Genomic DNA, 14,749 nt, shown 5'->3' with positions numbered 1-14,749 from the left:
CCTTCCGCTTGGGATGTTCCGCGCCGTTCGACTCGTAGGGAGACATGAGAGCCGCAGATGGCCTGCGGCGACACGAGGAGAACGCGATGAACGGCAAGACTCTGTTGGCGAGCGCGGTGCTGGTGGCGACGGTGGCGCTGACCCCGGGCGTGGCCGGCGCGCAGGTGCTGGGCGGTGCGGGCAGCGTCGGTGGTGCCGTCAACGGCACCCTGGGCGGCCTGGGGGGCGGCAGCCTCGGCGGCAACGGGATGGGCGCAGGCCGCCTGGATGCCGGGGTTCCGCTGGATCGTGCGCGCAGCGGCATCGAGCAGTCGTCGCAGCGCGCGCGGATGGCCGCGCAGCGGGCGGCGGCGCGTGGCGAGGCCGCGGCGAACGGCGCCGTGCAGACCGCGGGCACTGCGGTGAACGAGGGCCGCACGCTGGCCGGCAACGCCGCCGCCAGCGGCAGTGCGGCAGCACGTGGCGCGGCCGGTAGCGCGACGGGCCAGGCCAATGGTGCGCTCGGCGCGGCGACCAGCGCAGCCAATCCAGCTACGGCGCTGTCGACGGCTGGCAATGCCGCCGGTGCAGTGAACGGCATGACCGGCAATGGCACGAGTGCGGCGAGCGCGGCCGGCAACGGCGGCAGCAACGGTGCCGCCAGCGCTGCTGACCTGCCCGCGGTGCCTGCGCTGTCCGGGAGCGGGAATGCCACTGGCGCGGCCAGCGGCAGCGCATCGCACAGCGCGGGCACGCGTGGCGGGTCGGTGTCCGGCCAGGCGGGTGCAGGGGGCCAGGGCGGTGCGCAGGCCGGCAACGGTCACGCGCAAGGGCAGGCCGGTGGCGCGGCGGCGCTGGACGTCGGCGTCGATGCCTCCGGCAACGGCCAGTAAGCCGCTTGCGGTCACGCGCGAGGCATCGCGCGTCGCCATGGAGATTGCAGGCTGAAAAACACGACGCCCGGTAGAGCCGGGCGTCGTGCGTTTGCGTCACGCGATTGGTCGCGGGTGTGTGTTGCTGCGTTGTCACCCTGACCGTGGGTAGCGGCACGGCCGCATGGGCCGTGCCGCGGCGCGCCTCAGCGGGCGCTCGGCGTCGCCGCCGGCGTGGCGTTGAGGCCGCGCTTCTCCAGCAGGGGCTCGATCTGCGGTGCGTGCCCGGCGAAGTCCTGGAACAACTGCATCGCATCGACGCTGCCGCCGCGCGAGAGCAGCGTCTTGCGGAAGCGGTCGCCGTTGGCACGGCTCAGCCCGCCGTGCTGCTTGAACCACTGCTGGGTGTTGGCGTCCAGCACCTCGGACCAGATATAGGCGTAGTAGCCGGCCGCGTAGCCGCCCATGATGTGGCTGAAGTATGGCGTGCGGTAGCGCGGCGGCACCGGCGCGTAGGCGATGCCGTCGGCGGCCAGCGCCTTGGCCTCGAAGTCCATCACGCCCGAGGCCGGCGGCACCTGGCCGGCGCTGAGCTGATGCCAGCGCTGGTCCAGCATCGCCGCGCCCAGGTACTCGGTGGTGGCGAAGCCCTGGTTGAACTTGGCGGTGGCCACCACCTTGTCCAGCAGCGCCTGCGGCATCGGCGCGCCGCTCTGGTAGTGCTTGGCGTAGTGCTTGAGGATGGCCGGATCGTCGGCCCACATTTCGTTGACCTGCGAGGGGAACTCGACAAAGTCGCGCGGCACGCTGGTGCCGGAGAAGTAAGGGTACTTCACGTTCGAGAACATGCCGTGCAGCGCATGGCCGAACTCGTGGAACGCGGTGGTGACTTCGTCCCAGGTCAGCAGGGTCGGCTGGCCGGCCGGCGGCTTGGGAATGTTGAGGTGATTGGCGACCACCGGCTTGTCGCCGGTCAGCGCCGACTGCGACACATAGGAGCTCATCCAGGCGCCGCCACGCTTGGATTCGCGCGCGTACATGTCGGCGATGAAGATCGCCAGCTGGCTGCCGTCGGCGTCGAACACGTCGTAGACCAGCACGTCGTCGCGGTAGGTCGGCAGGTCGGTGCGCTGCTTGAAGGTCAGCCCGTACTCCTGATTGGCGGCGTAGAACACGCCGTTCTCCAGCACGTTCTTCAGTTCGAAGTAGGGCTTGAGCTGGGCCTCGTCGAAGTCGTACTTGGCCTGGCGCACCTTCTCGGTGTAGTAGGCCCAGTCCCAGGCCTCGAGCTTGAAGCTGGGCTTGCCGGCGGCCTTCTGCTCCTGGTCGATCATCGCCTGCAGGTCGGCGGCCTCGCGCTTGGCGTTGGCCACCGCGGCCGGCGCCAGCTTGCCGAGCATGGCGTTGACCGCCTCGGGGGTCTTCGCGGTCTGGGTTTCCAGCGAGTAGGCGGCGTGGTTCGGGTAGCCGAGCAGCTTGGCGCGCTCGGCGCGCAGGGTCATGATCCGCGACACCAGCGCGGTGTTGTCGTACGGGCCGCCGTGGCTGCCGCGCGACACCGAGGCTTCGTAGATCTTCTGCCGCAGGGCGCGGTCCTTGAGCTGGGCCAGCGGCGGCTGGCCGGTGGTGTTGAGCAGGGCGATCACATACTTGCCGTCGAGCTTGCGCGCCTTGGCCGCTTCGGCGGCGGCGGCGATCTGCGCATCGGACAGGCCGTCGAGCTGCTTGACGTCGTCCACCACCACCGCCGCGGCGTTCACTTCGGCCAGCACGTTCTGGCTGAACTTGGTACCCAGTTCGGCCAGTTCGGCGTTCATCGCCTTGAGCTTGGCCTTGTCGGCGTCGTTGAGCTTGGCGCCGTCGCGGACGAAGTCGCTGTGGTACTTCTCGACCAGGCGCACGCCCTGCGCGTCCAGGCCGAGCTGGTTGCGGGTGTCGTACAGGGTCTGGATGCGCGCGAACAGCGTGGGGTTGAGCGCGATCGCATCGCGGTGCGCGGCCAGCTTGCCGGCGTACTCGGCCTGCAGCTGCTTGCGCGTGTCGTTGGTGTCGGCCCCGACCAGGTTGAAGAACACGGTGGTGGCGCGGTCCAGGATCTGCCCGCTCTTCTCCATCGCCACGATGGTGTTGTCGAAGGTCGGCTTGGCAGTCTGATCGGCGATGGCCTGCACTTCCTTCAGCTGCTGCGCCATGCCGGCCTCGAACGCGGGTGCGAAATCGCTGTCCTTGATCTTGTCGAACTGCGGGTAGTGCAGCGGCAACGGGCTTTCGGCGAAGAACGGGTTGGCCTGCGTGGCGGCGGTTGCAGCGGTGGGCGTGGTGGCCGGAGCGGCGTAGGCGGGCATGGCGAGTCCGAGCGTGGCGGCGAGGGCAAGGGCGAGGCGAGAGGTCATCAAGCGGTATCCGCAATCATGGTGATCGGGCAGGCTACCCCAGGCCGGCAGGCGTGACCCGTGACGAAAGCCATGGGCGCGCTGCAGCATAGGTGCTTGTTTCTCGGGGCTTTGCGGCATCTGGCGTGAACATTGATGCAGTTCGCTCGCCTGCGCGGCGGCGCCGGCGATTGCATGGGAGGCGTCGGCAGTGTGATGTCCTGCCCGCGCGGGTGTCGGCGATGCGTGCTTGCGCGCGGGGAACGGTCCGCTGGCGACGCCTGCGGCCACCGCGTAGCATCGCGTCGAACCAGCGCCGCAGCGGCGCGCCGCGTCACGAGGACCCATGGACACGTCCACCACTGCCTATGCCTTCAACGCGACCACCTTGGACGGGCAGGCGCAGCCGCTCGCCGAGTACGCCGGCAAGGTGCTGTTGATCGTCAACGTCGCCTCCAAGTGCGGCTTCACCCCGCAATACGCCGGGCTGCAGGCGCTGTGGCAGCGCTATCGCGAGCGCGGGCTGGTGGTGCTGGGTTTTCCCTGCGACCAGTTCCGCCATCAGGAACCCGGCGATGCCGCGGAGATCCGCCAGTTCTGTTCGCTCAGCTACGACGTCGATTTCCCGATGTTCGCCAAGGTGCAGGTCAACGGCGACGGCGCGCACCCGCTGTGGCGCTGGCTCAAGCAGCAGAAATCCGGGCTGCTCGGCATCGCCGCGATCAAGTGGAATTTCAGCAAGTTCCTGGTCGGCCGCGACGGACAGGTGCTGGCGCGCTATGCGCCGACCGACAAGCCCGAAGCGTTGGCTGCCGATATCGAGCGGGCATTGGGATAACGCTTCGGCCGGGAATTCCCGGCGTGGTCCCGAATGCCGGGATGCTTGCCATTGTGGGAGGGACTTCAGTCCCGACGCCTTTAACTCGAACGCGTCGGGACTGAAGTCCCTCCCACAAAAGAGTTCGCCACTATTTCGCTTTGACCTGCCGCCGTGTCGCTTATGTCGGTAGGAGCGGCTTCAGCCGCGATGCGCGTTACCGGTCAAGTCCGTCGCTGCTGAAGCCGCTCCTGCGACGGGAGCAGGGCTGCGGCGTCACTTCTCGACGAACGCGCGCTCGAACACGTAATGCCCCGGTGAGCCGATGCGCGGCGAGGCGACGAAGCCGCCGGCGTCCAGGGTGTGGCGCAGATCGGCCAGCATCTGCGGGCTGCCGCAGATCATCGCGCGGTCGTGTTCCGGGTTCAGCGGCGGCAGGCCGAGGGTGCGCTGCATCTCGCCGCTCTCGAGCAACTCGGTGAGACGGCCGCGGTTGCGGAAGTCCTCGCGGGTCACCGCCGGGTAGTACAGCAGCTTCTCGCGGATGGTCTCGCCGAGAAACTCGTGCTGCGGCAATTCCTTCTCGAAATAGTCGCGGTAGGCCAGGTCCTTCTCGAAGCGCACGCCGTGGGTGAGGATCACCTTGTCGAAGCGTTCGTAGGTTTCCGGGTCCTTGATCACCGACAGCCACGGCGCCAGGCCGGTGCCGGTGCCGAGCAGATACAGGTGGCGGCCCGGGTACAGGTCGCTGATCAGCAGCGTGCCGGTGGGCTTCTTGCCGACCAGCACCGAATCGCCGGGCTTGATGTGCTGCAGGCGCGAGGTCAGCGGGCCATCCGGCACCTTGATGCTGAAGAACTCCAGTTGCTCTTCCCAGTTGGCGCTGGCGATGGAGTAGGCGCGCAACAGCGGCCGCGTCTCCGTCTCCAGGCCGATCATCACGAACTGGCCGTTGTCGAAACGGAAGCCGTCGTTGCGGGTGGTGGTGAAGCTGAAGTAGTCCTCAGTCCAGTGGCGGACATCGAGCACCGTTTCGGGGCCAAAAGCGGAAGACATGCCGTTGATCGTGATGGGGAAGGAACAGCTGCCATTCTACCCCATGCCGGTTCAAATGAGATCAAATCTCATTTGTGGCCTGGTGCCGACCGCGGCGATCCGGCTCACTTCTCGAACGACACCTCGTAGGACAGGTACAAAGGCGCCTGCGGCGGCGCCAGCAGCGGACGCTGGCGCAGGAAGCGCTCCAGGCACAGGGCCAGCGGGGTGGTGCCGTTGCGCCAACTGGCGCCGACGCTGCCGTCGGCCTGCACCTGCACCACCACGGTGAACGGCGAGGTGTCCGGGCGCGGCGTGGCGCAACTGGCCACGCCTTCGTCCAGGGCCGCGCGCTGCAGGGTCTGCAGGCGTTCCTGCATGGCTGCCGGCAGGCTGGCTTCGTCGCGGTCGGCCAGGGCCTTGGCTGCGGCGTAGTCGGCAGGCGCCGGCGTGTCCACGGCGGGAGCGGCGAGCGCCGGGACGGCGAGGGCGGCGGCGAACAGGCAGGACAGGGTGCGGAGCATGGCGGTGTCGGAAGCGGCGGACGGGCTAACGATACCCAGCGGCCTGCAGTTCGAACAGCTCCGCGTAGCGGCCGCCCTGCGCCATCAGTTCGTCGTGGGTGCCGCTGGCCTCGATCCGGCCGTCGGCCAGGACCAGGATGCGGTCGGCCATGCGTACGCTGGAGAAGCGGTGCGAGATCAGCACCGCGGTGCGGTTGTCGGACAGTTCCTTGAAGCGCTGGAAGACCTCGAACTCGCTGCGCGCGTCTAGCGCGGCGGTCGGTTCGTCGAGAATCATCACCTGCGCGTCGCGCATGTAGGCGCGGGCGATGGCGATCTTCTGCCACTGCCCGCCGGACAGGTCCACGCCGGTCTTGAAGCGGCGCCCGATCACCTGCGCGTAGCCCTGCGGCAGGCCGTCGATCAACTCGGCGGCCATCGCCCGCTGTGCGGCGGCGCGGATCCGCGGTGCGTCGTCCAGCGCGTCGACCTGGCCGACGCCGATGTTCTCGCCGGCGCTGAAGTGGTAGCGCACGAAGTCCTGGAAGATCACCCCGAGATTGGCGCGCAGGTCGTCCAGGTCGTAGTCGCGCAGGTCGCGCCCGTCGAGCAGGATGCGGCCCTCGTCCGGGTCGTACAGCCGCGCCAGCAGCTTGACCAGGGTGGTCTTGCCGGCGCCGTTCTCGCCGACCAGGGCCAGTACCTCGCCGGCGCGCAGCGCGAAGTCCAGGTGCCGCACCGCCCACTGTTCGGCGTCCGGATAGCGGAAGCCGACGTTCTCGAACACGAAGCCCTGCCTGATCGGCCGCGGCACCGGCACCGCGCCTGGGCGGGTACGGATCTCCGGGATGATGCGGAAGAACGAATACAGATCGTCCAGGTACAGCGCCTGCCCGGCCACCTGCGAGAAGCCGATCAGCAGGCCCTCCAGCAACTGCCGCAGGCGCAGGAAGCTGCCGGCCAGGAAGGTCAGGTCGCCGATGCTGAAGTCGCCGCGCACGGTGCGCCAGGCGATGTAGCCGTAGGCGCCGTAGTAGCCCAGCGTGCCCAGCGCCGCCAGCACGGTGCCCCACAGCATGCGCTTGCGTGCCAGCGCGCGGTTGGCCTGGAAGTAGCGGTCGGCCAGGGCGCGGTAGCGTGTGATCAGGAAATTGTGCAGGTTGAAGATCTTCACTTCCTTGGCGGTCTCGACGCTGGCGCCGAGCTGGCGCAGGTAGTCGAGCTGGCGGCGTTCGGCCGTCCACTGGAAGTTGAGCGAGTAGCCCAGCGCGTTGAAGTGCGCCTCGCCGATGAAGGCCGGCACCAGCGCCACCGCCAGCAGGGCGATGAGCCACGGCGCGTAGACCAGCAGGCCGACCGCGAAGCTGACCACGGTGATCGCGTCCTGCACCTGGCCGAACAACTGGCTCATCAGGTTCATGCGGCCCATGGTCTGGCGCCGCGCGCGGTCGAGCCGGTCCTGCTGTTCCGGATCCTCGAAATCCTCCAGGTCCAACTGTGCGGCGTGCTCCATCAACTGCACGCTGGTGGTGTTGTTGAACAGTTCCGAGAGCAGCGTGTCGGCATAGCTGACCAGCCGCCCGAGCAGGTCCGAGGCGATCGCCAGCGCCAGCTCCAGGCCCAGCAGTTCCAGCAGCCGGTTCAGGCGCCCGCTGGCCAGGGCCTGGCCCAGCGAATCGAAGCCGGGCGATTGCCCGACCAGGTGGATGGCCTCGTCGATGATCAGCTTGCCGACGTACAGCGAGGCCACCGGTAGCAACGCCCGGATCACGCGCAGGCCGATGCTGCTGAGGGTCAGCCAACGGCTGGTCTGCCAGATCTGGCGCAGGAACGGCGGCAGGTTGCGCATCGCGTCGAAGCGTTCGCGCAGGCTCGGGCCGGTGCGGGAGGCGGCGCGGGCGCCGCCATGAGAAGGGGAGGTGGATGCCATCGGCGCATTGTGCCGGGGGCGGGTGTGGGCGGGGAGTGTGGGCTGCGCCGGGATGGAGGCTGCACCGGTGCTGACGCCGGTGGCTGGCGCGCGATGTTTGAAGGCGAGGAGTGGCTTAGCATCGTGGATGTCCAGCCGAGGCCGTTGTCATGTCCGATCCTGCCGCGCCTGCATTCGCCCGCCTGCGTGCGCACATGCCGTCGTGGCGCGAACTGCTGGGCTGCACGATTTTCGCCCTGGTGGCCACCGCGCTGCTGCTGTGGGGTAACGCCGCCGTATTGGTGTTGACGCTGTCGTATGTCGCTTTCGCGATCGGCTACAGCCTGTTTCGCTTGTGCGGTGGGCGCGGCGACATCGACCTCCAACAGTTGTGGCGCGATGTGCTCGATGCGGTGCTCAGTCTGTGCTGATGGATGCGGGTTGCGGCAGGCCTGTCCGGCGCGGCGGCCGGGTCATGCGGCGGCCCGCACCCTCACCCCAACCCCTCTCCCGGTGGGAGAGGGGCTAGCGCTTTTTCCTTCTCCCGCCGGGAGAAGGTGCCCCGAAGGGGCGGATGAGGGTGCGGGCGAAGCCTCGAAATGCTTGCTAACGCCAGGCGTTCCATGGCGGCCGCACCCTTACCCCAACCCCTCTCCCGGTGGGAGAGGGGCTGGCGCTTCCCTTCTCCGTGCGGGAGAAGGTGCCCCGAAGGGGCGAATGAGGGCACGGGCGAAGCCTCGAAATGCTTGCTACCGCCAGGCGTTCCATGGCGGCCGTATCTTCACCCCGACCCCTAGGGGCTAGCGCTTCCCTTCTCCCTGCGGGAGAAGGTGCCCCGAAGGGGCGGATGAGGGTAAGGGCGAAGCCGCGAAATGCTTGCTACCGGCAGGCGTTCCATGGCGGCCGTACCCTCACCCCAACCCCTCTCCCGGTGGGAGAGGGGCTGATTCTGCGGCGCGCGGGAGCCTCTTCGGCTTATTCGTCCAGCCGCAGCGTCAGGCACTTGGCGGCGCCGCCGGCCTTGAGGAATTCGTCCAGCGGGGTCTGCACCACGCGGTAGCCGATCGCGGCCAGGGCGGCGCACAGCTCGGGCGAGGCGCGGTTGAGCAGCAGGGTGTCGTCCAGGTCCACCGCGTTGCAGGCGAAGGCCAGGGCATCGGCCTCGCCGACCGCGATGCGCCGCGAGGCCGGGATGTGCTGGGCGATCGCCTGCTGCGCGTCGGCGTCGAACGCGGCCGGGTAGTACAGCAGGTAGCCGTCGCGCAGCGGACAGAAGCAGGTGTCCAGGTGATAGAAGCGCGCGTCGACCAGGCGCAGCGGCACCACCTCGATGTCGAGCAGATCGGTCAGTTCGTGCGCGGCGGCCAGGTCGCTGCGGTGGCCGTGGCCCATCCACAGCCGGCGCGCGCCGCGGTCAAGCAGCGCATCGCCGGCGCCTTCGAAATACACCTGCTCGGGCAATGCGTGGATGCGTAGGCCGGCCTGGCGGCACCAGGCGGTGAACAAGGCTTCCTCGCCACGGCGTTCGGCGTGGCGGAAGCGGCTGGGCACGAAGCGGTCGCCGAGCACCAGGCCGGCATTGGCGCTGAACACCATGTCCGGCAGGCCCGGCGCGGCAGCGATGCACTCGACGCGTGCACCTGCCGCTTCGGCGGCAGCCACCAGCGCATTCCACTGCGCCTGCGCACGTTCGCGGCTGGCGGCGTGCACGTTGCCTTCCATCCAGGGGTTGATCACGTAGTCCACCGCGAAGTGCTGCGGCGCACACATCAGCAGGCGATGGCGGTGGCTGGCGCCGGCGCGTGTCTGCGGTTCGGGGGAAGCGAGGGCCAGGTCGGTCTCGTCGGCCAGGCCGACAGCAAGGACGTTCTCGATCATGCGCGCGCTCCGCGTCTGGGATGCGCGCCACGCTAGCGGTGGCGTGTTGCGAGGACATGTCGGTGGACTGGTGGCGGGAGTGGGGATTCGGGATTAGGGATTCGTGCAAGCAGAACCGCGCGCGCTGGGGGGGGGGCTGCCTGGCGTTGGCGTGTGGGTAGTACGTCCAACTGCCAGCACTCGGGATTCGGAAGCGCTATGCATCCCGCCGGTTGCGCGATCCTGCCTCCGAATCCCCAATCCCCAATCCCCAATCCCGGCGCGCAGCGCCTTTACGGCAGCGCCGGCTGCAGACCCACGCCCAGCCGGTTCCAGGCGTTGATCACGGCCACGGCCATGGTCAGCGCGCTGATCCCGGCCGGATCGAACTGCGCCTCCAGTGCGTCGTAGACGGCCTGCGGCGGCGCGCCGGCGGGCAGCGTGGTCAGCGCTTCGGCCCAGTCCAGCGCGGCGCGCTCGCGGGCGTCGAAGAAGCGGCTGTCGCGCCAGGCGGCGAGGGTGTCGAGCTTGCGCGGCTCGATGCCGGCCTTGCGCAGGGCGGTGGCGTGCATGTCGATGCAGTAGGCGCAGCCGTTGAGCTGGGAGACGCGCAGGAACACCAGTTCGGTGAGGGCGCTGCCCAGCGCGCCGTCGTGCACGTGCTGGCTGGCGGTCAGCAGCGCGCGGAACGCCTCGGGTTCGTGGCGGGTGTAGTCGATACGATGGAAGTGCATGGCGGTTCGTGCATGGCGGCCACCATGGCCGCCTTCCCGTCCAAGACGCGGTGGCGCGTCGCGGTGTGACGGCGCCGACGCAGGTCAGGCGCGGCTGGCGGCAGGGCGCGACGCCAGCGCCGGCAGCTTGTCCGGATTCATCAGGGTCAGCACCTCGGCGATGCGCTCGCCGTCGATGACCAGCACGGTCGCCGACTGCAGCCGTGGCCCCAGAAACCGCAGGATCGCCGGTTCGCCATTGACCGTGCCGATCCGCGCCTGCAGGCCCAGCCCGCGCCGCGCCACGGTCCAGTACAGCCGGCCGATGCGCTCGGCACCGTGCAGCGGGCGCAGGCTGGCGGTGACCTTGCCGCCGCCGTCGGACAGCAGTTGCGCATCGGCGTGCAGCAGGGCGGCGATGGCGGCGCGGTCGCCGCGCTGCGAGGCGTGCAGGAAGCGCTCCAGCAGTTGGCGGTGGCGCTCGGGCGTGACCGCGAAGCGCGCCTGGCCCTGGCCGAGCCGCTCGCGTGCCCGGTGCACCAGTTGCCGGCAGCCGGCTTCGCTGCGCTCCAGGGTGCGGCCGATCTGCGCGTAGTCGTAGTCGAACGCCTCCTTCAGCAGGAACGCCGCGCGCTCGTGCGGGCCGAGCCGCTCCAGCAAAGCCAGGAACGCCACCGACACCTGTTCGGCGCGGTCGAGGCGCTCGGCCGGGTCGGCCTCGTCGGCGATCTCCAGCGGCTCGGGCAGCCACGGGCCGACGTAGTGGACGCGGGCGCTGCGCGCCGCGCGCAGGCGGTCCAGGCCGAGCCGGGTGGTGGCGGTCACCAGCCAGGCTTCGGGGTCGCGGATCGCGTCGCGGTCGCTGGCCTGCCAGCGCAGCCAGGCGTCCTGCACGGTGTCCTCGGCGTCGGCGCGGCTGCCGAGCAGGCGGTAGGCCAGGCCGAACAGCCGGGCGCGGTGGGATTCGAAGGTCGGATCGTGGGTCATGACGACCAGGACGGAACAGGGCGTGCCGGCGTGACAGCGGGCGGGGCCGCCACTTTGCCCTAAAATGGGCGGGTTTCCCCCCGCCAGCCGCAGAGCCAGCCGTGACCTCGATCAAGCAGGAAGACCTCATCCAGTCCGTCGCCGACGCGCTGCAGTACATCAGCTACTACCACCCGGTCGACTACATCAAGAATCTCTCCGCGGCCTACGAGCGCGAGCAGTCGCCGGCGGCCAAGGACGCCATCGCGCAGATCCTGATCAATTCGCGCATGTGCGCCGAGGGCCACCGGCCGATCTGCCAGGACACCGGCATCGTCACCGTATTCCTCGAGATCGGCATGAACGTGCGCTGGGACGACGCGACCATGGGCGTGGAGGACATGGTCAACGAGGGCGTGCGCCGCGCCTACAACCATCCGGACAACAAGCTGCGCGCCTCGGTGCTGGCCGACCCGGCCGGCAAGCGCCAGAACACCAAGGACAACACCCCGGCGGTGGTCAACGTGAAGGTCGTCCCCGGCGACACCGTCGACGTCATCGTCGCGGCCAAGGGCGGCGGCTCGGAGGCCAAGAGCAAGTTCGCCATGCTCAATCCCTCCGACTCCATCGTCGACTGGGTACTCAAGACCGTGCCGACCATGGGCGCCGGCTGGTGCCCGCCGGGCATGCTCGGCATCGGCATCGGCGGCACCGCCGAGAAGGCGATGCTGCTGGCCAAGGAAGCGCTGATGGAGCCGATCGACATCGTCGACCTGCAGGCCCGCGGCGCATCCAACCGCGCCGAGGAACTGCGCCTGGAGCTGTACGAGAAGGTCAACGCGCTGGGCATCGGCGCGCAGGGCCTCGGCGGCCTGACCACGGTGCTGGACATCAAGGTCAAGGACTACCCGACCCACGCCGCCAACCTGCCGGTGGCGCTGATCCCCAACTGCGCGGCCACCCGCCATGCGCACTTCACCCTGGATGGCAGCGGCGCGGTGATGCTGGACCCGCCCTCGCTGGAAGACTGGCCCAAGCTGACCTACAACCCGACCAATGCGCGCCGGGTGAATCTGGACACCATCACCCGCGAGGAAGTGGCCAGTTTCAAGCCGGGCGAGACGATCCTGCTCAACGGCAAGCTGCTGACCGGCCGCGACGCCGCGCACAAGCGCATGATCGACATGCTCAACCGCGGCGAGACGCTGCCGGTGGACTTCACCAACCGCTTCATCTACTACGTTGGCCCGGTCGATCCGGTGCGCGACGAAGTGGTCGGCCCGGCCGGCCCCACTACCGCCACGCGCATGGACAAGTTCACCCGGCAGATGCTGGAGCAGACCGGTCTGCTGGGCATGGTCGGCAAGTCCGAGCGCGGCGATGCAGCGATCGCCGCGATCCGCGACAGCAAGGCGGTGTACCTGATGGCGGTCGGCGGCTCGGCCTACCTGGTGTCCAAGGCGATCAAGGCCAGCAAGGTGCTGGCGTTCGAAGACCTGGGCATGGAGGCGATCTACGAGTTCGAGGTCAAGGACATGCCGGTGACCGTGGCGGTCGACGCCAGCGGCGAGTCGGTGCACAAGACCGGTCCGCGCGAATGGCAGGCGCGCATCGGCAAGATCCCGGTGGTGGTCGAGGCCTGATCGGCCGCAGCGCGAACGCTGGCTAGGACGCCGGCGTTCCGCGTCGCGCTGGCGGTGCGCCGGCGTCGCGGCAATAATCGGCGCTGGTTCCGCCTCCGGGGAAAGCGTCGTGTCCATCGTGCTCTACGGCTCGCCCAGTACCGCCTCGTTCGTCGTGCACTGGTTGCTGATCGAACTGCAGGTCGATTTCGAACTGCGCATGCTCGATTTCGAGCGTCAGGAGCAGAAAAGCCCCGCGTACCTGGCGATCAACCCGCAGGGGCGGGTACCGACCCTGGTCCTGGACGGGCAGGTGCTGACCGAATCGGTCGCCATCGCCATGCACTTGGCCGACCTCTATCCGCACGCCGGCCTGGCGCCGCCGCCGGGCACCCCCGAGCGTGCGGCCTACTACCGCTGGATGCTGTTCGGCGCCTACACCCTGATGCCGGCCTACCGCGGCTGGTTCTATCCCGACGAACCGGCCGGCGCCGACAACGCCGAGCGCGTGCGCGCCAGCGCCCGCGCCTTCCTGGAAAAGGCCTGGGACGAGGTGGCCACGCACCTGCAGCAGGGCGGCCCCTACCTGCTGGGCGAGCACTGCAGCGCCGCCGACTTCGTGCTGGTCATGCTGATGCGCTGGTCGCGCAACATGCCGCGGCCCACCGACAGCTGGCCGGCGCTGAAGGCGCTGGCCGAGCGCATGAAGGCGCGCCCGGCGTTCCACGAGGCCTATCGGCGGGAAGGCATCACCGACTGGGTGTGAGCCGGGCCAGTCGCGCGGCCACGGAGCGCGCGCTGCCGGCGCTCGGCCGGTGAAGGTGCCGGCCGCCTCCCGCGGCAACCAAAAAGGGCTTGCGGAAGATCCGCAAGCCCTTGGTTTTTCCTGCGGCCGAACGTGGACGCGACGCGATGCGCATGGGCGCTCAGGTCAGACGCCGGTTCAGAACCATTCCAGCAGCGAGATGCCGACGCCGACATAGGTGGCGCGGTGGTTGTAGTCGATCATGCTCTCGCCGTAGCCGTCGAACACCTGCACATGGCCGCGCAGCAGGTTGCTGATCGGGAAGCCCCAGTCCAGCTGCACCGCGCCGTGCGAGCGGTCGCCGCCGCGCAGCGAGTGCCGCGCCATCAGCGCCACTTCGTGGCCGTTGCGGTTGTAGATCAGGGTCGCGTCGCCGCGGCCCATGTAGTCCTCGATGTCCGGGTTGTTGTCCTGCTTGCGGCTCTCCGGGATGCGGTACCAGGGGCGCAGCACCAGCGCCCAGTTGTCGCGGTCCAGGCCGATGTTGAGCATCGCCCGGTTCCAGCTGCGCGACAGCGGATCGCTGCGGCCGTTGGACTGGTGGGTCAGCTGGATGCCGGTCATCCGTCCCTTCCAGCCGAACAGGCTGTAGTTGTTGCGGAACACCAGCATCAGTTCCGGCTCGTAGTTGGTCTCGCGGAACGGCCGCGACTGCTCCGAGTTGTAGACCTGCCAGCGCGAGCTCTGGGTATAGCCGCCCCACAGGTCGCCGTTGTCGCCGAAGATGTTCTCCACGATCTTGGTCTTGAAGCTCAGCTGGAACTTCGCCTCCACGCTGTCTAGCGGCTCGGCGGTGGTCACCGTGTTGACCGGGTTCGGCGAGGACGGCAGCTCGTTCTTCTTGCTGGTCCAGAACGCCGGCAGCAGGTACACCGGCTTGTAGGCGCGCAACTGGAAGGTGCCCAGCTTGGAGTCCTTGGCCAGTTCCCAGCGGCTGTCCAGCAGCGAGCCCTTGCCGGCATTGGCGATGGTGCTGTCGTAGCGGTCCTGCTTGAAGATCGCGGCGGCGCGCTGGCGGGTGCGCTCGGCGACGCCGGCATCCCCCGGCACGCTGGCGTCCAGCTGTTGCTTCTGGCGCTCGCTGGCGGCCTGCGCTGCGGCATCGGCCGCCTGCGGGTCGGCGGTGCGGCGCGACAGCGCCTGGTCGTAGCAGGCCAGGCGGGCGGCGTCGCTGGAGATGGCCACGCACGCCTCCGGCGAGGCGGGGGTGGGCAGGACTTCCTGCGCGTGCGCAAGCGGCACGGCCGCGATCGACAGCAGTAACAGGGGGCGGACCTGGCGGTGGGACATGCGGTTCTC

At 69.1% G+C, this 14,749-nt stretch carries 13 protein-coding genes; 5 read left to right on the top strand and 8 right to left on the bottom strand.

Going from position 1 to position 14,749, the window contains the following annotated elements; translation table 11 throughout:
* The first annotated feature begins 86 nt into the window (after nucleotides 1–86).
* Nucleotides 87–872, top strand: coding sequence for a hypothetical protein (locus GGR71_RS00310; protein ID WP_160957000.1), 786 nt, complete (start codon nucleotides 87–89; stop codon nucleotides 870–872).
* A 185-nt stretch (nucleotides 873–1,057) separates the two neighbouring features.
* On the opposite strand, the gene GGR71_RS00305 is transcribed toward GGR71_RS00310, so the two are convergent.
* Complete coding sequence (locus tag GGR71_RS00305) at nucleotides 1,058–3,244, bottom strand: M3 family metallopeptidase (protein ID WP_160956999.1); 2,187 nt, start codon at nucleotides 3,242–3,244, stop codon at nucleotides 1,058–1,060.
* 325 nt (nucleotides 3,245–3,569) lie between these two features.
* Between GGR71_RS00305 and GGR71_RS00300 the strand changes: the two genes are divergently transcribed.
* Nucleotides 3,570–4,061, top strand: a complete 492-nt coding sequence (locus tag GGR71_RS00300; protein ID WP_160956998.1) for a glutathione peroxidase — start codon at nucleotides 3,570–3,572, stop codon at nucleotides 4,059–4,061.
* A gap of 255 nt (nucleotides 4,062–4,316) precedes the next feature.
* Here GGR71_RS00300 and GGR71_RS00295 read toward each other — a convergent pair whose 3' ends face one another.
* The 3 genes from GGR71_RS00295 to GGR71_RS00285 all read right to left on the bottom strand — a co-directional run bounded on the left by GGR71_RS00295 (nucleotide 4,317) and on the right by GGR71_RS00285 (nucleotide 7,508).
* Nucleotides 4,317–5,096: a ferredoxin--NADP reductase gene (locus tag GGR71_RS00295; RefSeq protein WP_160956997.1), complete on the bottom strand. Its 780-nt coding sequence runs from the start codon at nucleotides 5,094–5,096 to the stop codon at nucleotides 4,317–4,319.
* A 104-nt stretch (nucleotides 5,097–5,200) separates the two neighbouring features.
* Entirely contained in the window at nucleotides 5,201–5,599 is a 399-nt protein-coding gene (locus tag GGR71_RS00290) for a hypothetical protein (protein ID WP_160956996.1), read from the bottom strand.
* A 25-nt stretch (nucleotides 5,600–5,624) separates the two neighbouring features.
* Nucleotides 5,625–7,508 carry an ABC transporter ATP-binding protein gene (locus tag GGR71_RS00285; protein WP_160956995.1) on the bottom strand — a complete coding sequence of 628 codons (1,884 nt, stop codon included), beginning with the start codon at nucleotides 7,506–7,508 and terminating at the stop codon, nucleotides 5,625–5,627.
* 149 nt (nucleotides 7,509–7,657) lie between these two features.
* Between GGR71_RS00285 and GGR71_RS00280 the strand changes: the two genes are divergently transcribed.
* Nucleotides 7,658–7,918: a hypothetical protein gene (locus GGR71_RS00280; protein WP_160956994.1), complete on the top strand. Its 261-nt coding sequence runs from the start codon at nucleotides 7,658–7,660 to the stop codon at nucleotides 7,916–7,918.
* Nucleotides 7,919–8,462: 544 nt separating this feature from the next.
* Here GGR71_RS00280 and GGR71_RS00275 read toward each other — a convergent pair.
* From GGR71_RS00275 to GGR71_RS00265, 3 genes are all read right to left on the bottom strand, one after another.
* Nucleotides 8,463–9,365, bottom strand: a complete 903-nt coding sequence (locus GGR71_RS00275; protein ID WP_160956993.1) for a dimethylarginine dimethylaminohydrolase family protein — start codon at nucleotides 9,363–9,365, stop codon at nucleotides 8,463–8,465.
* Nucleotides 9,366–9,637: 272 nt separating this feature from the next.
* Nucleotides 9,638–10,078 (bottom strand): carboxymuconolactone decarboxylase family protein, encoded by a 441-nt coding sequence (locus GGR71_RS00270; protein WP_160956992.1) that lies wholly within the window; start codon nucleotides 10,076–10,078, stop codon nucleotides 9,638–9,640.
* An 84-nt stretch (nucleotides 10,079–10,162) separates the two neighbouring features.
* On the bottom strand, nucleotides 10,163–11,044 hold the full coding sequence (locus GGR71_RS00265; protein ID WP_160956991.1) for an RNA polymerase sigma-70 factor: 882 nt from the start codon (nucleotides 11,042–11,044) through the stop codon (nucleotides 10,163–10,165).
* A 101-nt stretch (nucleotides 11,045–11,145) separates the two neighbouring features.
* On the opposite strand from GGR71_RS00265, the gene GGR71_RS00260 reads away from it, so the two are divergent.
* Together GGR71_RS00260 and GGR71_RS00255 are read left to right on the top strand one after the other, a co-directional pair.
* A complete protein-coding gene (locus GGR71_RS00260; RefSeq protein ID WP_160956990.1) occupies nucleotides 11,146–12,666 on the top strand; it encodes a FumA C-terminus/TtdB family hydratase beta subunit in 1,521 nt (506 codons plus the stop codon).
* Nucleotides 12,667–12,775: 109 nt separating this feature from the next.
* A complete protein-coding gene (locus GGR71_RS00255) occupies nucleotides 12,776–13,411 on the top strand; it encodes a glutathione S-transferase N-terminal domain-containing protein (protein WP_160956989.1) in 636 nt (211 codons plus the stop codon).
* Nucleotides 13,412–13,588: 177 nt separating this feature from the next.
* Here the strand turns inward: GGR71_RS00255 and GGR71_RS00250 are convergent, their stop codons facing one another.
* Nucleotides 13,589–14,740 (bottom strand): phospholipase A, encoded by a 1,152-nt coding sequence (locus GGR71_RS00250; RefSeq protein ID WP_160956988.1) that lies wholly within the window; start codon nucleotides 14,738–14,740, stop codon nucleotides 13,589–13,591.
* Nucleotides 14,741–14,749: the final 9 nt, after the last annotated feature.

Source organism: Xanthomonas sp. F1 (genome assembly GCF_014199855.1).
The sequence above is the reverse complement of the archived record's forward strand: the minus strand, read 5'-3'. Positions and strand labels throughout refer to the sequence as shown.